Below are 22,620 nucleotides of genomic sequence, written 5' to 3'. Positions count from 1 at the left end.
GTTCATTTTAGGAGATTTTTTATGCCCATTCCTTCGTTAGAAGTGCGTTTACGTGTACTCGCTGCCGTTGATGCAGCGCAAGGTGCAACGGTGCGTGAGCGCATTAAACAGGTTAGCCAACAATCCTTTACCTGCCACCAATCTAATCATGTGTTTAAGTTTACTTGGCGCACCATTAGCACTTGGGTTTACCGTTATAAAAAATATGGCATTACTACGCTTGAGAAGAAGACCCGAGCGGATAAAAACGCGCAACGTAAAGTGCAAGTGGCTGAGCTTGCTGAAGCATTGAGTGAAGTTTTACCAAGTTTATCAGCCAACAAGGTGGGTGTTGTGCCTAAAAGTGCCATTTATCGCGTGTTATTGGCGCGTAATTATTTTACCCGTGCACAATTAGCCCCCACCACTTTTTACCGTTTTGTGCGTGAGCATGAGTTGTTGGATTTAGAGTCCACCAACAAGCTGAGAATGGCATTTGCGATGTTGCATGCGAATGAACTTTGGCAGGGAGAGATGTATAGGATATACGAATGTCGTGGGCGCATGGATGCGCAGGAACGACCACCATGCATGGGCCTGTGATTAAACAGCCCGACGGCAAATATAAAAAAACCTTTTTCATTGCTTTTATTGATGATGCTTCGCGCTTAATCACCCATGCTGAATTCTTCTACCGTGATGATACGCAGAATATGATTAATGCTTTGACTGACATGGATGTTAGAAATGCCGATTTTGCAGGAGCAAAAATCGGCGAGAACCGCCTTGTATAAACGCGGTAAACCTGAGCGGTTGTATTTTGATAACGGTGCAAATTACACCGCGAAGGAGATTTTACAAGCTTGTGTGCGATTGGATATTCGTTTGTCTCACGCACCCGTTAGGGATGGCGCAGCCAAAGGGAAGGCCGTTCCTGCGCATCCATGCGCTCACGGCATTAGTGAATCCTTTCACGTCATTGAGCGCTTCTTTCGTGGATTTAGGGATAGGTTTTTAGTCATGCATACTGAGTTTTCATCGCTTGAGACGTTAAACCAGTTAGCGCAAGCTTGGGTGGAAGATGAATACAATTCTAAGTTGCATTCGGCCATCCAAATGACGCCGCTAGACAGGTTTAATTTAGATTACCGGCGCATTCAATATTTACCCAACAATGAGTTTACTGAGGAGGTGTTTTTTATTGAAGAAGAACGCAAGGTGTCTAAAGTGAATGTGTTTTCTATTAACAGCAATAAATTTGAATGCCCTGTCGATTTACGCGGTAAAACTGTGCAAGTTCGTTATGACCGCTCTGTCAGAGATAGATTTATTGTCTATTACAAAGACCAACGCATGGGCGATGCAATGCCATTAAACCTGTATTTAAACGCACAATTGGCAAGGGAGTTTAAACATGATTAATGCAATTTGGGGTATTCGAGATGTGCCATTTAAACGTGAGCCAAATCAATTATTAAAACAACAACAAAGCATTTTTGACATCATTCAAATTCATGCCAAACAAGGTGGGTTTTCTGTGGTGTTAGGCCAGCCTGGCGTGGGCAAAACTGTATTGCGTGAGCATATTGAAAAGCTGGATACAACACGTGAGTCAACCGTGGTGTCTTGTTCAAGAACCATGCATACTTACCGGCAAATTGTTCGACAGTTAGCGGATGCATTTAAGTTAGATTGCACCGATAAAACCATTGAAAAAGAATTGATTAATGCCGCTTTTAGCCAAGTGAAAGCACATAAAACTTTATACATATTAATCGATGAAGCGCATTTATTGGAAATTGCAGCGTTGCGTAAATTGCGTTTGTTGTTTGAACGTTTGAGCCACATGGATGTGGTGAATGTCGATTTTGCAGGAGCAAAAATCGCCCCCCAAAAAATCATAACTTGGTGTTGTTTGGTCAACCTGAATTGTTGCATGCGTTATCGCTCACTGCCAATCAAGATATTAAAAGCCGGATCACCTATTCAGCGCATATAAAACCGCTCAATGATGATGACTTACAAGCCTTTATCATTCGTGAGCTTGAGCAAGCCAAAATGGGCATAAGCACCTTTGATGAAAATGCGATGGCGTTAATTATTCGTTCAAGTGAGGGGAATTTGAGATTATGTCGAAACTTGTGTTTAGCCAGTTTGATAGAAGCTGCACGAGAGACTCAAAAAACGGTCACCATAACCCATGTTAATCAAGTGCTCGTGCAGCCGCACTGGCGTAGCCACGAGCAACTAATCAAACAACAGGTGACTTAATATCTGTGGTTAACTTTAACCTTGTTTTGTGATTGACCGATCGAGAAAACAGGGCGTTTAAATGCTCGCTTCGCGAGCATTTAAGCAGAAAATACACTGGGGCGAAAGCCCTTTTTTTGTGCCAAAAACTCAGCTAAAGCCTTTATTCACAAGATGTTCGACAGCAATTCGGTTCAAACTATGACAGCAATTTGGCTGAGTTGAAAATTATTATGATGGCAGTGCGGTAAAGTAGCGCATTTTTTAGCCGATCGTATGATGAACAATTTGGCCGAAAGTATGATGGGAAAAAAGTACGCTACAATCAAGTATGCCAAATGGTTTTTAATTATTTGCGCTATGTTGTCGTAAGGTCACGATAAAACACCCCAGAAATACCGCTAATTTGAGCTAATCCCATTGCGCTTGAAAGCTCATTTAGCCCAAATGCATTATCTAACTCGTAGTTTAACTCTCGGCTAAATGAACCAAAATCATCCCTTCCCATGATATCCCTAATTTCAGAGTCATACATACCGCCAGCGACATTGCCAACGGTGTCAAGCATGCCGCCTTGATATAGCTCTTTAAGTCCTTTTCTGCTTATATCAAACCCGCCATTGCCGAAACTTTCACCGTTTACTGTAACTAGACCAACTCGATTAGAATTGCCGTTGGCAGTTGAACCTGTTGAGATGCCTTCTTCTTTATTCGCTGCAACTGCCAGTTCATGATATTGATCATCTGAAAGGTCGTCTATGACACCTTCTTTCTCATATATTGCCAAAGTTTCAGCGGCAGTAGCCCTTCGGGAACAGTAACATTTGCAAGTTTTGGAGAGATAGGTTGGGACTTCATCCCCTCAACAATGCTATTGCCCAACGCATTGCCAAAAGCGTTACTTAACTTTCACTGAGACATTTTTATTTTCTTTCGGATAAAAAATATACTTTGGTTTGGACAGCAATTCGGCAGCTCCTCCAGCTAGTTTATCAACTTCATAAACAGGCAGTGGAGCAGCCGTACCAACTATATTTCTTTCAAACAACTGCTTATACAACCCAGTATAATCATCAACTCGCTGAGTGATTTTATATTCTTTACCGTCAGTGAAGTTAATTTGAAAGCCAGGTGTGGCAGCTCCATACACACTCGGTTTCAATTCCAATAATTGAACACTTTGCACCTCTTCCCATGGATACTGGTAACCAGTTGGTAAAGTAATGCCAGCTTCACTCAGAGTTATCCAAACCGCCCCTCCTTCGAGGTAACGCTTAAATGATAAGGCAAGATAAAATACTAAAATACCAATCGGAACTAGCACTGACCCTGATAGACCGTCTCTAAATAAGCCATAAACAATTAGGCCAAGTAATAATGAATAACCCAACTGCCATCCAGAATCGCATTTAACAATGGCATCCGAGCCAATTTAAATTCAACTTTGTTGATTAAACGATTATTGTGCATTATTTGCTGTACCAATCTTTAAAGTGGTTACTGCTATAGTTCCCTTAAAATGAATCAATCGAGCTATCATACAAAGAGCGAGTTGAAGTAGGTAAAACCATAGGCATATTTCTAAACACTTTAGAAAATCCTAATCCGGCACCCCCTCCAACCGTAGAAGAAATTAGAATATCTTGAGCGGAGAAAGAATCTTGCCCTAACCACTCGGCCAGCCCACTACCAACAGCACCACCAACAAAGCCTCTAGCGCCAGAAATCACTTTTTGTGCGACCCCATACCCAACTCCTCCACCAATAAATCCGTTTACAAAAGCGCCTAAAACATTAGCTTCAGAGCCTTTAAAAGCATATTCTGCGATACCGTTTGTAAACCCATTTATCGTACCCGATTGCATTGCACCTTGGAATCCTGTAGAACCCGCGATCCTACCTAAAGTAGAATTTAAAGTTCCAGCAAAGCCTGTATATTCAACTCGCCCTAAATGAACAGCCGAGCGAGCGCCCATTTCAAACCCTAAGTTAGTTACAGGGCGAACTTGTCGCAAAGCGCTTTGCCCATAAGCAGAAGCACGTAAAGCTACATCATCAGTAGTTTGCAGACTCGCACGCCCCATTGAGACAAAACCACGTCCTATGGTTGGTAACGCTGCTCTCGTTAACGATGCCAGTCCAATACCTAAACCCACACCAAGACCTAAACCACCAATTACCATTGCAGCTTTATTTGCGTAGTCTAAACCAGTATGAACAGCCGTCATAAAATCATCTGACAGTGCACCATTGGCACCCGTCATCGCGTATTTCATTGAACCAGTCCAAGTGGATGTATTACCTACATCCCAGCTATTTGTGGACCTTCCCAAATCGATTCTGCGCATTCTACTTTCATAAATAGCTTGGCGCTCGGCAGAGCTCATTGCTAAAGCTTGTCGCTGGGTGTCGATTCTATGGTTGTACATCATTGAGCTAAATCCTAGCGCTGAACCACTTGTCGATAAGTCATTACCCGCCCAATTTAGAAAATTACTGTGAATGAATTTAGCTCTTTTAAATGTGCCATCTAGCAGCCCACTAAATGTATCATTCATCGCATTGCCATTTTCATATCGGGTGAAGTGAACGTGCCCATCATTGTCGTAAGCACCGTGAATACCACTAAATCCACGCTTACCGCTTCCGCCTGACGAGCCAGTGTCATCTGATATATTCCCAAATGATACACCTTCTTCTTCATAAACTTTTTGAATGGCTAGTTTTTTCGTTGTGTCATCAGTATTACTATTTTGGATTTCTTGGATTTTTGCAGCAGCCTTGCTACTACTATCCGATTTCATCCCCTCAACAATACTATTCCCCAATGCATTGCCAAAGGCAGGCACCCCGCCATGCAGTCCTACGCATAGAGGCATTTTCCCTTTTTTTTCAGGTTGTTGTGAGCGGATATCTGATTCATTTTTGCAGTATCTTACTTTTTTGCCCTAGATGCACTTTTTTTCTTAGTGGCGGTTATAAAGTGTTGGCGCTTGCACCAGCTTTGTAGGCTTTAGGCAATTTATACATAATGTAAATTATGTTAACCCGAAGGGCTTGATTGCCTGAAGCCGGTTAAGCCCTAAGCTTAGGGGTAAACAGGGCTCAGCAGAAGTTTACTTCTGCCCTGTGAACACCGTAGCCATGGATGGCGAAGGGTGCCTGGCGTTGCGTAGCAGGACTGCGAAGCAACAGAAGGCGCATTGGAAGGAGCTTGCGACTGGAGATGTGGGGTTTGGTAAATAAAAAACCGCAGTGAGCCTTTAAGCGTGGGCGCTGGCCTTGCTGGTTTAGTGCTTATGTTTACTGGGGCTTTTGTTGCAAGGCCTGTGACTGCGCTTTAAGGTGAGCAAGCTGCCTTTTTCTTCTCTGAGCTTGCCGACAATGTTTGTGTTTCAATTATCCATGCAATGCTTTTAGTGCATATTGTGGATCAGCATCCAGTATTTTCAGTAATGCTCTTGCTGGCCCTGTTGGATGCCTGCGACCTTGTTCCCAGTTTTCTAGCGTTCGTTTGCTAACACCTACTATGTCTGCAAAGCGACTTTGGCTTAAACCTGTTTTCGCTCTTATGGCTTTAACTTCAGGCTCTGCAAACACGGTCACACGTGATGGCTTAGCCTTACCTTTCATTATGTCGCCTGCTTGCTCCATGCTCTGAACAAGCTCTTTAAACATTTCATCATTCATGTGTCCACCCCTCTACTATCTGTTTCATGACTTTTAATTGGGCATCGGTTAAATTTTCTTGTGCACTTTTTGGGTACGCGTACAGCATGTATATCTGCTCATCTTCAGTCATCCAATAATAGATAACCCGTACGCCTCCACTTTTTCCACTACCTTCAAGTGTCCAGCGGATTTTTCTGATCCCGTTGCTATTTTTTATTATCGCCCCTCTATCTGGCCTAGTGATTAGGGCTTCTTGTAAGTTTTTGTATTCATCATCTGTCATTAAGGTTTTTATGATTTTGGTGAATACGGCCGTTTCTATTATAACCATATTGCCTTTATAATACGCCAATGGCGTATTTATTCAACTTGTTATTCATCGTTATCTTCTATCGTTTGCAGTAATTCTGCCAGTGCCCGTTGTTGTTGCGCCTTGGCTTTTGCGGGGTGGGTTTGTTGGTGGATTTCTTTGAGTTTGTTTATGCTCACTTGTGTATAAATTTCTGTGGTGCTTAATTCTGCATGGCCTAACATGGCTTGGATAAAGCGGATGTCTGCGCCGTTTTCTAGCATTAAGGTGGCCATGCTATGGCGCAGTAATTAGCTTTAACCAAGCTTTATCTGTTAACATAGTTCTAGGCATAACGGCTCATTGGTGTTTTGTTTTTTGGCGAAACCATTATACCTTAGTCGTTATGCCGCCCATTTATTAAACAAAGATAAACATGCCCTAGATGCGGTGATACAGCAGGTAAATAATTAGTGAAAATTCAGTTTGAGCATGCTTGGGACATTTCTATAACTCAAGCTCAAGAGTTACAATACAAATTAGCGCATCAAGTAATTTGTACCGACTCATTTTCAAATATTCAACTAGTGGCTGGCGTCGATGTCGCTTATTCAAAAGAAACTGATGAGTTAATAGCTGCGGTGGTTGTACTCGAGTCTGCAACATTAAAAGTAATTGAAAGCGTAACAATCAAAGAAAAGGCGACTTTTCCGTATATTCCAGGATTGTTTTCGTTCCGTGAATTACCACCTTTACTCAAAGCCTTGGAATCAATCAAGACGCGACCAGATCTTATTATCTGTGATGGCCAAGGATATGCCCACCCCAGAAGATTTGGGCTCGCCTGTCACTTAGGGATTATTTTCAATATACCAACAATAGGCTGTGGGAAGACTAAATTACTAGGTGAATATTGCTCAGTCGGAAATTTAAGAGGGGATCACACACCTCTTTTACATGACAATGAGGTTATTGGTAATGTTTTGAGAACACAAAACAATGTAAAACCAGTATTTGTATCAATTGGCCACAAAATATCCCTTAAAAGCGCTTGTGAGTGGGTTTTAAAGCTGGCACCAAAATATCGCTTGCCTGAAACGACACGGCAAGCAGATCAATTAGTGAATACAGTACTTAAGACGCAATAAGTTGATTGCCAATATAAACTTCACATGTTGGTGCGTTGGAGGTGTATAACTGCAGTAATGTGTCATTGGGATAGTTTTGCTCGGTGAAGTCCAGTCTATTTAAATTTAATTGAGTCAAAAACTTTATGAGATCCATGTCTATGCTCATATCATGAGAAACATAGACTTGTGAACATTCCCTAAAACCACCATTTTCAAAAATAGAAATTAGGATATCTAAACTTACACTGTTGCCAGATAGATATACATTCCTAGAAATGGTTAAAGTCGACATATACTCTTTTTCCGAAAAGCTTTTATCAATTAACCAATTTTTATATGGCTTAATCAATTCAAAAAAATTGTTTTTTACGATTATAGAGTGTAGCGAACCGTCCTCTTCCCCCTTTAGTGAAAGCTCCGCTAGACTGCCCCATAATGTTACCCTATAGTGAATGAGCTTGCCTTTTTCTGTCCATTCAAATTGCTGAATACCAAGTTCATCTTCAAAATATGTAATTCTATAAGGCGTACCATCTTTTAAAAAATCGGTTTCACTGCTGCGCTGACCAAAATCAAGCTCAGTTTGACTCACACAAAAACCGTCATTAAAGGTATAAACAATTGCGGTTAAAGGTTTCCCTTGTAAGCATATAGGTTCATCCCAATCCCCTTTTAATACTTCATCTAACAGCCTCAAATCTGGCATTTTTTCAGGCAAATATGGATCTTTAAAATCCCCAACAACTCGCCCATTTTGAAGTTCTTTAATCGCCTTAACTTCACGACCTTCAACTACATACATAACGCCTGAAAAAAGAGTGTCTTGGTAATAAAACAATTGATTTTTCTGTATCAATTTCTCACTTGATAAACGCAACACCATAATTACTGCTTCCTAATACTCGTTAAGATATTAAAATCATCTAAAATGCCACCACAGTTAAGACAAGCTGGGAAATGATTACCTGTACCTCGTACTAACTTAGCGGTTGCGATATTCATTTGAGATGCGGGTGTATTCGCTGGTAGCTTATTCAGTAAATCATTCGCAGCCCTTACTTCAGCATGATATCCAGGTAATCCATTTCGGTGTTGTGCGAATACTTTTGCTCCTGGCTCGCCAATATATTCCAAAATACGAGCTCTCATTGCAGTATTTAGTGGACTCTTTGTTCCATAAGCTTCATCTAAAGCATCTAAATATGCGTTAGGATCAGGTATTGAAAATTGGCTTTTGTTCTCTCCGAAACGATTAATTAACCCTTTAATTTCAAAATCCTTAACACTCGCTGGTAAATTAGTGAAGCCTTCACTTATAACACCATTAGGCCCCCTAGCTTTTGCATAGGCTTGTAATTGATTTAAGGTTTTTAAATCTTTAGATTTGATTAGCTCATCAGCGCCACGCATTACATCTCGGACAAAAGGACTGGCACCGCCATTTCTCAAATTTTGAGCCCGAATGGTTGCTCTAGAACGATTGTACACAGCTTGAAGTTCAGGCGATATTTCCTTTATCCCTGCTTTTGCTGCTTTATAAAATACACCTGAAATGTTACTGACCGATGCAAACCCCATCGCATCAGCTAACTCATTTAGCCCAAATGCATTATCTAACTCGTAGTTTAATTCTCGGCTAAATGAACCAAAATCATCCCTTCCCATGATATCCCTAATTTCAGAGTCATACATACCGCCAGCGACATTGCCAACGGTGTCAAGCATGCCGCCTTGATATAGCTCTTTAAGTCCTTTTCTGCTTATATCAAACCCGCCATTGCCGAAGCTTTCACCGTTCACAGTAACTCGTCCAACTCGATTAGAATTACCGTTAGCAGTTGAACCTGTTGAGATGCCTTCTTCTTTATTCGCTGCAACTGCCAACTCATGATATTGATCATCCGAAAGGTCATCTATGACGCCTTCTTTTTCATATATAGCCAAAGTTTCAGCGGCAGTAGCCCCTTCGGGAACAGTAACATTTGCAAGTTTTGGAGAGATAGGTTGGGATTTCATCCTCTCAACAATCGAGTTCCCCAATGCATTGCCAAAGGCATTTAATGCAACTTGAGCATAATTAGCATTTTGCCCGCCATTCCACTGGTGGTCAAGTTTTGCGGTTGTAGCGCCTGCGGCGAATCCACTTATACCTCCGTTAACCAACCCATTTCCGACATCAACGTTATTTGACACTCCATGACCGGCCACAGAGCCAGCAACCTGCGCTGCCATACCTTTCCAACTAAAGCTAACATTGTTATTACCAACAAGTTTATTGGCCGCATAATTTGCGCCGTAACTACCCGCGGCTTGGGCTGCAATACCATAACCATTAAATATACCTTTACCATTTGCACTCTGTTTTACAAACCAGTCGCTTTTACTTACGGCGTCTTTGCCAACTCCTAAACCTTTAGCTAAACCAGCGGTAGCCCAAGTTGTTGCACCACTGACAAACGCATCTTTTAAGCTAATATCATCTACTACGCCCATCATTTTTCCAACGGCCTGTGAAGCTAGGCTGCCTACGACACCTGCCGCAAAAGCAGCGGTGCTAAACCCACCAGCTAATACGCCTGCTCCCGCACTCATAGCGCCGTAGAAGCCACCCACCGCGAATGCGCCAGCGCCTGCGGTAAATACCGTCACCACTACTGCAACCACAACCATAACTATTCCAGCTATTGCATTACATTTTGGTGGTGGTGGCGGCACTGGGCTAGGCGACACATCTCCTATAACTTCTGCTGGGTTGTATGGCTTAAAGTTGTCTGATGAATTTTTAATTGTTGTGTTAATTTGCGGTAGTCTCAGTTGCGTACCCGCATCCGATGCACTAAAAGCATCGAGTGGCGCTTTTGATAGTCCATTTTCGTGTGCTATTAGGTACCAAAGTGACGAATCACCGTAAATCATTTGCGCAATATTTTGTAGAGTTTCGCCACCTGAGATTGTGTACTTGTCGATATTTCGAGTTTGTTCTGGGTGAATCGATGGTATAAATGTAGAGTTTTTCGAACCCAAATATTGTCCATTAGCATAAAAGGCATGGTCAAAGGTAACCTTTCCACTATCTGTTCCTGATAAAATTTTATGGATGCTTGAAGAAATTTGGCCCGAACTATTATTGTAAAACTGCTTTATGTTTTTGCTATTGCCTTGAACATATACTACTTCATTCAATTCTCCAGCAAGGTTGTACTGGTTGGTAGATACCCCATCATCCCAGTCTTTTCTTGAGGCTATTTGTGAAACTTGTTCATAACCTTTTTGATTATATTCATAGACATTTTGTAAGCGCTCAATGAACCTACGGGGCTAGCTTTCTTTATTTTCGGCTTTAAAATTCCATGGCAGGAGCCTTTCTAACTTTTCAACCGTATCTGCGTATGGTAAGGCTTTGAATACCGCATTTAAATAGTGATACGGCTCAAGTCCATTAAGCTTAGCCGTTTCTATCAAGCTATAGTGTATTCCACTCGCATGCGCACCAGCGGGACTATCTGCAAATAACCAAGCTTTTCTGCCAACAGCAAACGGGCGGATCGCATTTTCTGCTAGGATATTGCTGATATTTAATCGGCCATCTTTACAGTAAACCGTTAATTTGTCCCATTGGTTGTGTAAGTAAGTCATTGCTGTGCCCGTTAAACTGTCTTTGACTACTTTGGGGCGCTGCACGTCTAACCACTTTTTCAACTTGTTCAGAACAGGCACGCTTTGCGCTTGACGCGCTTGGTATTTCCCATCAGCACTCAATGATTTTATATTACGCTCTATCACATACAACTTGTTGATATAGCTGAGTGCCATATCCGCTTTACTGACTTTGGTCTTTTTACTTTTCGGTTGCACGATCTGAGCTTCTTTAAATTTACGCCTTGCATGATCCCAACACCCTAATGAGGTCAGTTTATATTCTTTGCAGACCGCATTATATCCAGCATATCCATCAGATTGCAGGTAACCTCCCGTGAATCCATCCAGCAGGCGCAAGGGTACCTCCTGACTACGCGAAGGATCATATTCAAACAGCACTGATTGTCGATTAGGCTCTCCGCCTAGAGTGACCCACATGTATTTATCACCCGTTGGGGAAGCGCCTGGTTCTTTGAGTACCTGAATGCGAGTTTCATCCGCCATTATCAGTGGGCCGTTATGTTGATACTCACGGAGTAAATGAATAAGTGGTTGAACTTGCCTTGCCAACGCGATAACCCAATTCGCTAAGGTCGCCCTTGAGATATCACCACCATAACGGCGGATGATATTTTCTAAACGATACAGTGGCATACCATCCGCGTATTTCGACACAATCACGTAGGTCATTAAGTTCACACTGCCCATCGCTTTGGCTACAGGGTGTAATGTGACTTCAGCGGCTTTGATAATGCGCTTGTCTTGTTCATCTTTAAACACGGCTTTTTCTTGCATGTATTCCAGCACACGCACTTGAGCAGGGATGATGTCTAGCTCTTCTCGGACTTTTACAAAGAAGGTATCAATGGCACCGGCTTTGTCTTTTTCAGATAAATAAGCGAATACTTGTTCGCGTGGTAATTTATCAGAGAAAGGTTTACGCCCTGTTTTGGTTTTTGAAGCGGTATCAGGTAAAAGCAGTTCTTCTTGCTCTGGCTCTGCGGTGATTTCAGCTTCGTTAAACAAGTTACCTTGCTCAGCTGTGGTTTGTTCACTGCTAGACCCAAAACGTTTTTGGTTAGCAAGGTTGAGGTATTCTTCTAACAAAGCGATACGCTGTTGTTGCCAAGCAATCACTTCTGATTTTTTGTCGATAATGTCGTCTTTTTCAGACAGCAAGGCTGCCATCTCAGTCGTAGTTTCGACAGATGTAGAAGCTTGATTTGATTGAGCTTTGGGCGACATTTTCATGGCGGGTATTATAGCAAAGTGAGCGTCAAAAAGCCCTAAAAAACAGCCTCATAATGAAGTTTTTTATGGCCTTGCATAGCACTAATATCATAGCCATCGAGTAACCAATTTATCTGCTGTCCGGTTAAAGTTATCATCTCTTCATTGTTGCGTGGCCACTGGAATTTTTCTTCGGCTAAACTCTTGTAATAGAGCACGAAACCGTTGTTTTCCCAAAAGAGGCACTTTATTTTATTACGCTGGCGATTGGTGAAGGCGTATAAGTGACCTTCAAATGGATTGTGGCCAAGCTCACATTCAATAATGGCAGATAACCCGCGAAAGGATTTTCTAAAATCAACGGGCTGACAATAAAGGTAGACTTGTGTCAGTGAGATGTTGGGGCGCATCACTTGGTTCATGACAACACCTGGGCCAACTGTTTAACCAGCTCAAGGTTTTGGTGTGTAATACCACTGACCTTGAGGCCGTTATTCAGATGAACGCTCAGTGGTTGACTGGTTGTATAGCTTTCCATGACTTGGACACGAGCAAATCCGTTGGTCACGGAATTAACATGGCTGGGTAAGTTAGCCAATTTATGCTTATGATAGCTTAAGCCGTTTTGACATAAATTATGCTGACGACAATAAGCCGCTTGAGTAAGCCCTGATGCTTGCCATTGTTCGATATGTGTTTGCCAGTATTCTTGTTTAGCGGTGAGCATGTTATTTCCTCGCGTGAATGATGAGGAAATTATGCGGCTCTGAGATCTCGAAAGTAAGAACGTTAGTTCATTAGGCGCTTACGACATTTTTGTATTGATACTTCTGTTCATTATTTCCGTCGTGATATCTGAATTGATAGCCAAGTAGGTTTCCCGCTTTGTCGTACCCTATTTCATTATCCTTGCTAACGCCTACGTGACCGTAGGTTGTTTCACTTAAGCTTCCATCTGAATCGACGATAGTTTCGCGATTAATGCTGCCATTACTGTTATATGTAGTTCTCGTTTCACTACCATTTTTAATTGCAAGTGTTTTCTGTCCAAAAAAATTGTACTCGTATTTCTCATACAAACTGCCAGAGTGGCCACCATTGCTGATAGTTGTAGCTCCAAATTCATTGGGCCGACCTGGTTCCATATGATAATAATATCTTTCTCGTGAATAAGTTTTCGATGAACCTGTCACCTCAATCAACCATCCATGGTGTGAGTAACTATAATCACGAGTAATGGCGACAGCCTTGTCAATTGTTGTCCAATAAGTAGCATTTGGATCATTAACGCCAATTGGTATTGTATTACCCATGTCAGGAATAATATTTTCAACCGTTCGCGCTAGTTGCCCTTGGGCATTGTACGAATAAGACTTCATACCACCTTGGAAGGCCTGATAAGTAATATAACCAGTTGTATTTGGTGTTTTTGCCGAATATTATTATTTGGTGAGCAGACTAACAAGAGGCTATTGGTCTATCCGAATAAGGGCGGTAATAGAAAAGCAAAAAGCGCCTGCTATCTTTGCAAAACGACGCTTTTCGTATGTTTAGTAGTTACTTTATTAAGCTATTTAAATGAATAAAACGCATTCTATTTAATGTTGCCATTCAGAGGTTAAAAACTCAGTTTCGCCATTTTCTAGTTTGACTTCGTATTTTGCCTCTTGGCCTTGTTTATCCACGACATAAAACTCGTAAATTATTGCGCCGTTTGTCTGTTCGCTTTCAATAATACGTTTAGGTAAAACCTCTGGCACATGTTTTTTAAATGTCGTGATAACACCCGCTGGGCATTGCTCAAGTGTTAAATCTCGCTGCACTTCAACGATTTCCCATTGGCCATCGACTTGCAGTAAATCAAATTCAATTTCGTTACCTTGATCGTCAATACCTTCTACATCAATATAGGTTTTGCCATGTTTTAATTCTTTTTCAGCCTCTTGCACAGTAAATCCAGCCCGCTTGTTTCTAATGGCTTCGAGCACTTTGCTCGGTATTTCATCAAGCTCTAATTTATATTTTTGATGCAAGCTGCTACCCACTTCTTGTTTTGTTTCTGGTATTTGAGGCGCTTCAGTTGTTTTACCACAAGCACTTACTGCCAGTGCTAAAAATACAATCGTGCCAATTGTTGTAAATCGCATATCCATCTCCGGTAAATAAAAAAGCATTATTGACAAACAAATTTAACAAGTCAACCAACAAAAATGTATTACAAAAAATCACAAAACCAACAGAAACAAACTCCTAAAAATTTTCAACCAACCTGCATCAGCAATTACCTCTCGCCTTAGTAAAGTATTACAATACATTTAAATTACCACACCCTTCAACTCGCTTGAAAAGCAGTCAAACACTGCCTAAAAACACCTAAAAGCGCCACTATAAATAGGTCAAAGCAATGATATCGCTAAATACAGCAATAAATAAAAGATAAGCTATCATTTAACATCGCCTAAATTAAATCACCACACACAATTGGTAATACAAAAACAAAACACTTGTTAATACTAAATCAAAATAAATGAACATTTTTTATAACATAAATGTTGATCTTTTAATCACAATGTGAAACACTTTGACTTACACATTTAAGAACTATGTAAAACACAAAACACTAATTTGGTCTAACCAGATTAAAATATGACAAGGGGTTCATAATGCAATTCAAACTATCGAAAATTGCTATGTCTTTGCTTTCTGCTTCAGCACTTACAATGGCTGCCAACGCAAATGCGGCTGAAACTAAAGAAGAAGTAGAAACAATTGAAGTAAAAGGGTATACACAAAGTTTAAAAGCAGCCGCTTTATTAAAGCGTACAGATGGTCGTATCGTTGATGCGGTTGTTGCTGAAGATATTGGTAAATTACCTGACAACAATATTGCTGAAGCTTTGCAGCGTGTTACTGGTGTTTCAATCAGCCGTGACTTTGGTGTAGGTGACAGTGTTTCTATTCGTGGCTTACCACAAAACCGAGTAGAAATTAATGGCCGCTCTACTGTTGGTGATGGTCGTGGTGGTATTAGCTTACAAGATTTCCCTTCAAGCTTTTTACAAGCGGTTGAAGTTGTAAAATCACCGACGCCTGAAATGATTGAAGGTGCCTTAGGTGGTACAGTGAGCTTAAAAACAATAAAACCATTAAAAATGAAAGAGCCGCTGGTAGCCATGTCTTTTGATGCAGAATATGCAGATAAAACAGAGAATTGGGCGCCTATATTTAACGTTGCTGCAGGCAATAAATGGGATTTAGGCGACGCGGGTACTTTTGGTGCTATCGCCATGTTCGCATACCAAGACCGCGAACTTCGTCGAGACGAATTTTTTAACCGTGTTCAAGCGTACACGCATGATTCTATTGCCGGAATAGACTCGCCTGCCACTCAAACACCGAGCGGTCGATATTTAGTTGCTGACCAAAATACAGTTGAACAAAAAACTGAAAAGCGTGAGCGAACAGCAATGAACCTGACACTGCAATGGGCACCGAATGACGATGGTTTTATCTATTTAGATTTAAACACCACAGATCGTTCAGGTTATCAAGATGCATATTCAATTCTTGATGTCGGTGGCTCAATCGTAGCAACTGAAAATACAACCGTTGATGAATATGGCCAGCTAAACAATTATGAACTTCAAGGTGCTTTCACCATTCCAAAAACTTGGAGTGATTTCCGTGAAACAGAATCGTTTTCACATGCATTTGGCGCTGAGTGGAATCTTTCTGATCAGTTAAAGGTTTCTGGTGAAATTGCTATCGCCAGCTCAGAAAGTTCAGCACCAAAGTCTGAGTTTAACTTACGCCCTATTAGTCAATCAGCTTGGAACGAATGGACTGAAAACTGGGATGGCTCTAGTTTTAACAGCGGTACGCTTCGTCATACGAGCACAGCAACTGTCATTCGTAGCGGCGATAAAATTCCTAGTGTAGTGTATGCAGACGGTCACTTGGCTGCTCAACCTGAAAACTTAGCCGTACGAGATTTCTTCCACGACGAACGTTGGACAGAAAATGATGAAACTGCAATGCGTTTTGACCTTGAATATTTTGAACCGTTCGGTGTTGATTTTATCTCTAAAATCAAAGCGGGTGTTCGCACAACTGATCGAGATTACAAATACTCAGAAGCTTATTATGATGCTAAAGATCTTTATAAAAAGATGTTTAACGACGATGGTACACCACATGCTGTTTGGATTAATGAAGTAGAAGAAATGTTCCCGGGCAGTGTACATACGGTAAACCATTCAAATTCATTTGATCAAGCAGGATTTGCAGGTGAAAACCAGTTAACTAAATATCGCGTATTCAAAGGTACTGAGCTTGCTAACGCTGAAGAAACTTTTAAAAAGGTTCAGCAACTTACAGCGGGTACAAACTACGCGACAACGGGTAGTCTGGCAGATAACCTAACCGAAAACCAAGGTGCTTTCCGTGATATCACAGAAAAAACAACAGCGCTTTATGCACAAGCGCATTTAGACTTTGATTATCTAACTGCGATTGTTGGTGGTCGTTTTATTAATACAGAGATTGAGTCGACCGTTTATACTAAAGGTGAACTTGATACCGGTACACATGAGTATGATGACTTTTTACCAAGCTTAAATGCGACTTACCGATTGACAGACGACACCTTTGTGCGTTTTGCAACCGCTAAAGTAATGCGCCGCGCTGACTTTAGTGAGTTGAGCCCTGCTTTCTTAATTGATAATTCATTTGTGACTGCTGATCGCGGTGCAATTACCCTTGACCCCTATCGTGCAACTCAGTATGACTTGTCGATAGAACACTATTATGGTGAAGGTAACATGGTTTCGTTTGCTGTTTATTATAAAGACGTTGAGTCTTTCTTAAATGACAGCACAACTTGTGAAGCAAACTCTTTGACTTCACAACAAAACGTGACTGAGTGGTCTAATGTTTGTCAATTAGATACGGCAGGCGTGAGTAAAGACAGAATCATCACATCTAGTTTAGGCGACTTCCAAGGTGAAGATAACCCTTCACAAGCGGGTCTTGATTATGTTGAAAGTTTACGTGCACAAGGTTTGACGGGTATTATCACTGACCAAAAAACCAATGGCGAAAATGGTACGATCCAAGGTTTTGAGCTAGGTATTCAACAAGATTTAGGATTTATTCCAGGTTTAGGTTTTACGGCTAACTATACTTATGCAGATAGTGAGCAACCGAACGGTAACCCACTATTAGATATTTCTAAAAATACCTTTAACGCTCAGGTATATTACGAAAATAGTGGTTTCCAAGTGCGTTTAGCCTACACTTATCGTGATGAGTTCCTTGATACTGAAAATGAAAAACGTGTTATCACTATCGGAAGCGCGGTAGCAAATGGTGACGCAATCGGTCAGGAAGTTAATGAAAACGGCGAGACAGTTGACGTATTTGATAAGTCAGAAGGTAATAACTACCGCAATCCAACTGGTCAACTTGATTTCTCTGCAAGTTATGAAATCAATGAGAATTTCACAGTAGTGACTAATGTGACTAACCTAACAGGTGAGCCTGTTAGCTTCTCAACTGAATTAGGCTCTGATTGGAAATACAGCGAAGCGGATCGTCGATTTACGTTCGGTGTTCGAGCTAAGTTCTAAACCCACTTTGATATCAGTTAAAAAGCGAGCTTTATGCTCGCTTTTTTCCTTTATCATAACTGCAACTGATATTATTTACTGGCCGAATGAAATGTTATCAATATAAATCGTCGATTGGCTACGTCCATCAACATTGTCCGGGAATATCGCAATACCTTCTATAGCATCATTTTCAGGCAGGCCTATGTCAGCAGAAAAATCAATAGTCAGCTCTTCCCATTCGTTAATTTTGGTATTGCTGACAAACCTAGGTGGATGCGAACCCCAACCATCACCATGACGCTTTTCAAACTTAATGCCAACCGGGCTGATTTTGTCTTTATAAACCCAAATTTTTACCACTGCATTTTCAGCACTCAGTGCAAATGAGTCGACTGAATGAGTGACCGCTCCCGCCCACATTCCAGAATTTGCCTCTGCTGCTAATAAATTAAACTTAGCAACCGTGTTGGATACGTTGCCAACCATGCTTGGGTTAGTGACAAACTCCAAAGCGGGAGATGGATTGCCATTTTCAAATGTTTCCCACGCCGCTTGTTCACCCTCAAATGTGATGCCATCAGTAATATTGATTTTGCCACTGCCACCAGAAGCGTTTGAAATAGCGCCGGTTTCATGTACTTCAAAATTATCAACACTAAACACGGCACCATCTCCGGCGCCCCAAGCAGGAAATATCATAAACACATCTATCGCTTGTGCATCGACACTGGCGAACGAAGAAATATTAAAAGTGTAATGCATCCAAGTATCTAGTTGAGGTTGAGCATGTCCTTGTAAATTATCTGATAAATTAATTTCTGCCGCTTCAGCGCCGCCATTACTTTCAACTTTAATTTTCCAGTCTGTCGTTGCAGACGAAGGTGCCGCGGTCATTTTCAGATCAAAACTGATTACCCCGGTCGATGCATAAGCCGAAGCATCTAAAGGACTTGTCTGAGTTGCGCCGTGATCCGCTCGGGTGCTAAAACCAACAACGGTGTCGCCTGAAATCATAAATTCAATAACCTCACCGTAAAGATCATCTGAATCCGTCAGAGGTGTCGGTGTTGTTCCACCACAACAATCCCATGCAACCCAATTTGAATTTACAGTATCGTCAAATATCACTAGAGCAGCATCACCGGTTGGAGTCGGCGTTGGTGTAGGCGTTGGTGTAGGCGTTGGTGTAGGAGTCGGTGTCGGAGTTGGCGTGGTCGATTCTTCACCGTGTATCATCAGATTATCAATACTATACTCTGCCCCGCGCCAGAGCCCCAAGCGGGAAATATCATAAAAACATCGATTGCTGAAACGTCTAAACCAGCCGCTTTTAAATCATCCATTTTAAAGGTATAAGTTTGCCAAGTATCCAAAACTGGAGAAGTGTGCCCTTCTACACTGGCAGATAAATCGAGTTCAACTGGAGTTGCACCGCCACTGCTTTCAACTTTAAATTTCCATGGCACAACGCCTGCAGTAGGTTCAGCATTCATTTTCAACTCAAACGAGACAATGGCATTTTGTAAATTTGATGCATCATAAGGCGTACCATTGACAGCACCATCCGCATCGCGTGCGGTAAATCCCATTACGGTATCACCCAAAATAGAAAATTTTACTACTTGGTCATGTTGAATATCATCTGTTATCAATTCAGGCGTGGAATCTGTACAACAATCCCATGCTGCCCATTGCGACAAAACTTGGTTTTCAAAAACCACAAGCGCGGGCATGGCTGCGGTATCTTCTTGAACAACCGAAATGTCTATTTGACGGGTTGTTTCAACTAAACCATCGTCTACAATTAAAGTCACTGTCCCTGTATATACATCACCCGTGCCGGGTGTACCTGATAATACTCCTGTTGAATCATCAAACGTTAACCAAGACAACTCGGCCGGAATTAAAACCGATTTCATCAAATTGTCATTGTCAGCATCCATTGCTGTCATTGTGTAACTAAACTCAGTGCCAACATCAACTGAATAACTACCACTTGCACTGGTGATAACGGGCGGTGTATTTTGTGCGCCCCCTTCATCTTCTGATTCATCATTAATTTCTAACGAACAAGCCGTTACCGAAATCCCCAAGGTTACCGCATAAAACATCTTTGATAATTTATTGTAATGCATGCTAATCCTTAAATTGTTTTGGTAGATTCTGAGCACAATCAAGTAAGCTTGATAATGTTAAGCATCTTTATCAGTTAACTATCGTGCAAACCGTCGCAAGGCGGTTAAGTCCCGCCAGTTGTAACACATAGGTTAAATTTAAATTCAAAAACAAGCCAAAACGGGTTAACAATAAGTTAACTTGGAAGTTGGAGAGGTAAGAAAGCGAAGTGTTTAGCGTGTTAAGAATAGAAAATACTAAAGGTAAAAAAGTAGAAAGTAGAAAGTATCGAAATTTGAGTGTTAATAAGATGGGTTGAGAGTCACACCCCATCTTATTAAGTTGTGCCGCATTTGTTATGTATTACGGCATCACTATTTGCGACACACTTGGTCACCATAATAATTATTTGGATAATTACAGTCTTTTTGAGCTAATTTGGCTGAACGCTTAGCTAATAAATTAATATAAGATTTTATCAATTTCTTTATCAATTTCTTTATCAATTTCAAAAGTTTCTCCAATTCGTTAATGAGCTGACCTGTAAAGTATCGCTTAATGGGTCAGCTATCTAAATCAGAAAAAACAAATCACTGCGTTCTAAAAAACAGATTAAATTAACGACCTATTAAATATCTGCTGGGTTTGCTGATTTAATGCAGCCGAATAATATACTTAGGAATTTTTGTTTTTTCGCAAAAATTCAACCTGTTTACCATTTGCACAATACAACTTGCAAGATTTTGCATGGCCACTTTTATCTAATGTTAACAAACCAATTGCACTGGCGTTATGTAAGGTTTGTTGTGCATTGTTTTGATCAGACGTAGCGGGTATTCGATGACTAATCGTCATATAGCGGCGTTTGGTTAAAACATTAAGTGGGGAGCGGGCAGAAAACAACCATTTATTTAATCTATCCAGTACAGATAACAATCGCTTTGGAAATTCGTTTTTAATTCCGCTACAGGTAAACTGCAATATCTGTGGACTGTTTTTACGAAATTTTAGTCTGATGTCATAAACAAAAGAATAATGCACATCACCGGATAAAATTATAAAATTAGGCGGTGTTTTAAAATGTCGGAATATATTCAGCATCACGTTTGCGGTGCCGCGGTGTGCCATCCAATTTTCTGCATCAACCATTAAAGCTTTACCAAAAAAGGTAAATATTTTTTGGATGCTTTCTATCAACTTATTGCCATATACAGGGGCAGCCGAAACCATAATAACCGACTGATGACCTATCATATTTTGCTGCAGTTCGCACAGTGCTTCCCAGTCCATTAAACCTGAAGGTTTGTTAGCGTTAGATTCAGATCGCCAGCGGCGCGTTCGTGTATCTAAAACTAATATTGCTGGGTGTGTATCTAACTGATAGTGCCAATCTTCAAACGCAAACAATGTATCGATTAAGGCATTCTGATACTGCGACATATCACTTAAAGCGAGTTTTGTTTTGTTAACTAATTCATCCATTTTATCCGGCTTGTTGCCCCAAGCCTGACATAAGAGATAACCAATCAGCGCATTGCCGATAATGCGTTTTGACAAAGGATGTGAATAAACCACCTCTTCCCAACCCCTTGTTAAATTCCAATCATCAGTCACATCATGATCATCAAATATCATATAAACGGGTAAATGCGCCATTGCCCTTTGCACTTTATATAAGCCTTTTACAAAACGCTCCACTACCTTTTGCTCATTTGCAAATTGAAGTTTATGTGCTGTTTCAATGTGCGCATCGGAAATTTTAATACACGACCATAAAGCGGGAGACCAAACTAAAAAATACATCGCGAGCACTTCATTGAGTGCGATTAAGTGATTTTTTGCATTATCAGATGTAAAAACGGGTTTGCGTTTGGCGCTAAAAAACTTTCTTTTTACCGCTTCATTGATATCAATTTTGGGAAGTAATTCTTCCCTGTGATAATAGCAATATGGATGATTCGCCAGCGCTTTACTGTCTGTAATCGTCGCGCCTTCTAACGGTTCGTGGTATAAACCTAAAAGCTCAATGACTTGCTGAATTGCGTTTAGCGTCGGTCCTGCTACGTCATCGGCGTATATTTGATCACCTGTTAATAATAATAAATCCGGTTTTATAGCAGTTGCATTATTGGGTGTATCCATTGAATCTGATAAAAGTTTATCAACCTGCAAAAATGCATCTGGTCCGGGGTGATGTGGCTTGCGACAAGAGCCATGTAAAATATTTTTTAGTTGATGAGGCACATGAAAACTGGGAAGTTTTTCACCCGAATATATGATATCTGGCAGCAATTCAGTCAAACTCGTTTCAACCATATCAGCTGCGCTTAAACAAATATCATAAAAAATCTTTTCTCCAACAGGTAAGCATTCATTACGCAGTGCCACATTAATAAGTTGAATAAAAGCATGTTGGCCTACCTGAACTGATTGCACTTGTGCCTGCTCTAGGTTTTGGTCATAGAAACAGCGGCCACTTTTGGCATCTGACAGGCGCAATTTAAACTGACAGTCTTTTGCGGTAACAAGCCAAAAAGTGACGTTTTTCGCGCTTACCTGCCGAATAATCGGCCCTGCAATAATTTCGGGTATTTCTAGTTTTGTATTCGACATGATTTGATTTCTTTTAGGCTATCCCAAAATTCAGCTATTGCACGGAATACGTATTCAAAATGTTGAACCGTGAGTTGGTTTGCAACTTACATAA

The 22,620-nt window shown here is 41.0% G+C and carries 23 protein-coding genes; 7 read left to right on the top strand and 16 right to left on the bottom strand.

The features are described 5' to 3' along the window. Positions 1–21: 21 nt before the first annotated feature. The 5 genes from FNT16_RS13100 to FNT16_RS13080 are packed head-to-tail and all read left to right on the top strand — an operon-like array spanning position 22 to position 2,250. Positions 22–582 (top strand): hypothetical protein, encoded by a 561-nt coding sequence (locus FNT16_RS13100; protein WP_143872000.1) that lies wholly within the window; start codon positions 22–24, stop codon positions 580–582. Then, entirely contained in the window at positions 531–773 is a 243-nt protein-coding gene (locus FNT16_RS13095; RefSeq protein WP_143871999.1) for a hypothetical protein, read from the top strand. The genes FNT16_RS13100 and FNT16_RS13095 overlap by 52 nt, the downstream gene beginning before the upstream one ends. Continuing rightward, a complete protein-coding gene (locus FNT16_RS13090) occupies positions 727–1,401 on the top strand; it encodes a transposase family protein (protein WP_143871998.1) in 675 nt (224 codons plus the stop codon). The genes FNT16_RS13095 and FNT16_RS13090 overlap by 47 nt, the downstream gene beginning before the upstream one ends. Further along, positions 1,394–1,978, top strand: coding sequence for an ATP-binding protein (locus FNT16_RS13085; protein WP_143871997.1), 585 nt, complete (start codon positions 1,394–1,396; stop codon positions 1,976–1,978). The genes FNT16_RS13090 and FNT16_RS13085 overlap by 8 nt, the downstream gene beginning before the upstream one ends. Then, on the top strand, positions 1,909–2,250 hold the full coding sequence (locus FNT16_RS13080) for a hypothetical protein (RefSeq protein WP_143871996.1): 342 nt from the start codon (positions 1,909–1,911) through the stop codon (positions 2,248–2,250). The genes FNT16_RS13085 and FNT16_RS13080 overlap by 70 nt, the downstream gene beginning before the upstream one ends. Positions 2,251–2,587: 337 nt before the next feature. Here the strand turns inward: FNT16_RS13080 and FNT16_RS13075 are convergent, their stop codons facing one another. From FNT16_RS13075 to FNT16_RS13050, 6 genes are all read right to left on the bottom strand, one after another. Beyond that, entirely contained in the window at positions 2,588–3,016 is a 429-nt protein-coding gene (locus tag FNT16_RS13075) for a hypothetical protein (protein WP_143871995.1), read from the bottom strand. A 111-nt stretch (positions 3,017–3,127) separates the two neighbouring features. After that, complete coding sequence (locus FNT16_RS13070) at positions 3,128–3,619, bottom strand: hypothetical protein (RefSeq protein WP_143871994.1); 492 nt, start codon at positions 3,617–3,619, stop codon at positions 3,128–3,130. A 124-nt stretch (positions 3,620–3,743) separates the two neighbouring features. Beyond that, positions 3,744–5,108 carry a hypothetical protein gene (locus FNT16_RS13065; protein ID WP_143871993.1) on the bottom strand — a complete coding sequence of 455 codons (1,365 nt, stop codon included), beginning with the start codon at positions 5,106–5,108 and terminating at the stop codon, positions 3,744–3,746. A gap of 520 nt (positions 5,109–5,628) precedes the next feature. Next, positions 5,629–5,919 carry a NadS family protein gene (gene nadS / locus FNT16_RS13060; protein WP_143871992.1) on the bottom strand — a complete coding sequence of 97 codons (291 nt, stop codon included), beginning with the start codon at positions 5,917–5,919 and terminating at the stop codon, positions 5,629–5,631. Next, positions 5,912–6,232: a type II toxin-antitoxin system RelE/ParE family toxin gene (locus tag FNT16_RS13055; protein WP_143871991.1), complete on the bottom strand. Its 321-nt coding sequence runs from the start codon at positions 6,230–6,232 to the stop codon at positions 5,912–5,914. Before FNT16_RS13055 ends, nadS begins: the two co-directional genes overlap by 8 nt. Before the next feature lie 41 nt (positions 6,233–6,273). Continuing rightward, entirely contained in the window at positions 6,274–6,486 is a 213-nt protein-coding gene (locus FNT16_RS13050) for a tyrosine-type recombinase/integrase (protein WP_143871990.1), read from the bottom strand. A 177-nt stretch (positions 6,487–6,663) separates the two neighbouring features. Between FNT16_RS13050 and nfi the strand changes: the two genes are divergently transcribed. Further along, positions 6,664–7,338, top strand: a complete 675-nt coding sequence (nfi, locus tag FNT16_RS13045) for a deoxyribonuclease V (protein WP_143871989.1) — start codon at positions 6,664–6,666, stop codon at positions 7,336–7,338. Here nfi and FNT16_RS13040 read toward each other — a convergent pair. The 7 genes from FNT16_RS13040 to FNT16_RS13010 all read right to left on the bottom strand — a co-directional run bounded on the left by FNT16_RS13040 (position 7,325) and on the right by FNT16_RS13010 (position 14,336). After that, positions 7,325–8,203 carry a hypothetical protein gene (locus FNT16_RS13040; RefSeq protein WP_143871988.1) on the bottom strand — a complete coding sequence of 293 codons (879 nt, stop codon included), beginning with the start codon at positions 8,201–8,203 and terminating at the stop codon, positions 7,325–7,327. The genes nfi and FNT16_RS13040 overlap by 14 nt on opposite strands. Positions 8,204–8,205: 2 nt before the next feature. Beyond that, a complete protein-coding gene (locus FNT16_RS13035) occupies positions 8,206–10,503 on the bottom strand; it encodes a YwqJ-related putative deaminase (RefSeq protein WP_143871987.1) in 2,298 nt (765 codons plus the stop codon). 135 nt (positions 10,504–10,638) lie between these two features. Beyond that, on the bottom strand, positions 10,639–12,210 hold the full coding sequence (gene tnpC, locus FNT16_RS13030) for an IS66 family transposase (protein WP_143869684.1): 1,572 nt from the start codon (positions 12,208–12,210) through the stop codon (positions 10,639–10,641). Positions 12,211–12,245: 35 nt separating this feature from the next. Further along, positions 12,246–12,611: an IS66 family insertion sequence element accessory protein TnpB gene (tnpB, locus tag FNT16_RS13025; RefSeq protein WP_143869685.1), complete on the bottom strand. Its 366-nt coding sequence runs from the start codon at positions 12,609–12,611 to the stop codon at positions 12,246–12,248. Next, a complete protein-coding gene (gene tnpA / locus FNT16_RS13020; RefSeq protein WP_143869686.1) occupies positions 12,608–12,916 on the bottom strand; it encodes an IS66 family insertion sequence element accessory protein TnpA in 309 nt (102 codons plus the stop codon). Before tnpA ends, tnpB begins: the two co-directional genes overlap by 4 nt. A 70-nt stretch (positions 12,917–12,986) precedes the next feature. Continuing rightward, complete coding sequence (locus tag FNT16_RS13015; RefSeq protein ID WP_143871986.1) at positions 12,987–13,568, bottom strand: hypothetical protein; 582 nt, start codon at positions 13,566–13,568, stop codon at positions 12,987–12,989. Between the two features lie 219 nt (positions 13,569–13,787). Further along, positions 13,788–14,336: a PepSY-like domain-containing protein gene (locus FNT16_RS13010; RefSeq protein WP_143871985.1), complete on the bottom strand. Its 549-nt coding sequence runs from the start codon at positions 14,334–14,336 to the stop codon at positions 13,788–13,790. 516 nt (positions 14,337–14,852) lie between these two features. Here FNT16_RS13010 and FNT16_RS13005 point away from each other — a divergent pair. Beyond that, entirely contained in the window at positions 14,853–17,816 is a 2,964-nt protein-coding gene (locus FNT16_RS13005; protein ID WP_143871984.1) for a TonB-dependent receptor, read from the top strand. A 75-nt stretch (positions 17,817–17,891) separates the two neighbouring features. Here the strand turns inward: FNT16_RS13005 and FNT16_RS13000 are convergent, their stop codons facing one another. From FNT16_RS13000 to FNT16_RS12990, 3 genes are all read right to left on the bottom strand, one after another. After that, entirely contained in the window at positions 17,892–19,034 is a 1,143-nt protein-coding gene (locus FNT16_RS13000; protein ID WP_143871983.1) for a hypothetical protein, read from the bottom strand. Further along, entirely contained in the window at positions 19,034–19,933 is a 900-nt protein-coding gene (locus tag FNT16_RS12995) for a putative Ig domain-containing protein (protein WP_143871982.1), read from the bottom strand. The genes FNT16_RS13000 and FNT16_RS12995 overlap by 1 nt, the downstream gene beginning before the upstream one ends. Before the next feature lie 655 nt (positions 19,934–20,588). Then, positions 20,589–22,526 (bottom strand): metallophosphoesterase family protein, encoded by a 1,938-nt coding sequence (locus tag FNT16_RS12990; RefSeq protein WP_143871981.1) that lies wholly within the window; start codon positions 22,524–22,526, stop codon positions 20,589–20,591. Positions 22,527–22,620: the final 94 nt, after the last annotated feature.

Source organism: Catenovulum sediminis (assembly GCF_007289895.1).
Classification (GTDB): Bacteria; Pseudomonadota; Gammaproteobacteria; order Enterobacterales; family Alteromonadaceae; genus Catenovulum; species Catenovulum sediminis.
This window is presented reverse-complemented; position numbering and strand designations above follow the sequence as displayed.

Coding starts and splice junctions, on each gene's coding strand:
- FNT16_RS13100 (WP_143872000.1), top strand. CDS start 22: ATGCCCATTCCTTCGTTAGAAGTGCGTTTACGTGTACTCGCTGCCGTT.
- FNT16_RS13095 (WP_143871999.1), top strand. CDS start 531: ATGTCGTGGGCGCATGGATGCGCAGGAACGACCACCATGCATGGGCCT.
- FNT16_RS13090 (WP_143871998.1), top strand. CDS start 727: ATGCCGATTTTGCAGGAGCAAAAATCGGCGAGAACCGCCTTGTATAAA.
- FNT16_RS13085 (WP_143871997.1), top strand. CDS start 1,394: ATGATTAATGCAATTTGGGGTATTCGAGATGTGCCATTTAAACGTGAG.
- FNT16_RS13065 (WP_143871993.1), bottom strand. CDS start 5,108: ATGCCTCTATGCGTAGGACTGCATGGCGGGGTGCCTGCCTTTGGCAAT.
- nadS (WP_143871992.1), bottom strand. CDS start 5,919: ATGAATGATGAAATGTTTAAAGAGCTTGTTCAGAGCATGGAGCAAGCA.
- FNT16_RS13055 (WP_143871991.1), bottom strand. CDS start 6,232: ATGGTTATAATAGAAACGGCCGTATTCACCAAAATCATAAAAACCTTA.
- FNT16_RS13050 (WP_143871990.1), bottom strand. CDS start 6,486: ATGGCCACCTTAATGCTAGAAAACGGCGCAGACATCCGCTTTATCCAA.
- FNT16_RS13040 (WP_143871988.1), bottom strand. CDS start 8,203: ATGGTGTTGCGTTTATCAAGTGAGAAATTGATACAGAAAAATCAATTG.
- tnpC (WP_143869684.1), bottom strand. CDS start 12,210: ATGAAAATGTCGCCCAAAGCTCAATCAAATCAAGCTTCTACATCTGTC.
- tnpB (WP_143869685.1), bottom strand. CDS start 12,611: ATGAACCAAGTGATGCGCCCCAACATCTCACTGACACAAGTCTACCTT.
- tnpA (WP_143869686.1), bottom strand. CDS start 12,916: ATGCTCACCGCTAAACAAGAATACTGGCAAACACATATCGAACAATGG.
- FNT16_RS13015 (WP_143871986.1), bottom strand. CDS start 13,568: ATGAAGTCTTATTCGTACAATGCCCAAGGGCAACTAGCGCGAACGGTT.
- FNT16_RS13010 (WP_143871985.1), bottom strand. CDS start 14,336: ATGCGATTTACAACAATTGGCACGATTGTATTTTTAGCACTGGCAGTA.
- FNT16_RS13005 (WP_143871984.1), top strand. CDS start 14,853: ATGCAATTCAAACTATCGAAAATTGCTATGTCTTTGCTTTCTGCTTCA.
- FNT16_RS13000 (WP_143871983.1), bottom strand. CDS start 19,034: ATGATACACGGTGAAGAATCGACCACGCCAACTCCGACACCGACTCCT.
- FNT16_RS12995 (WP_143871982.1), bottom strand. CDS start 19,933: ATGCATTACAATAAATTATCAAAGATGTTTTATGCGGTAACCTTGGGG.
- FNT16_RS12990 (WP_143871981.1), bottom strand. CDS start 22,526: ATGTCGAATACAAAACTAGAAATACCCGAAATTATTGCAGGGCCGATT.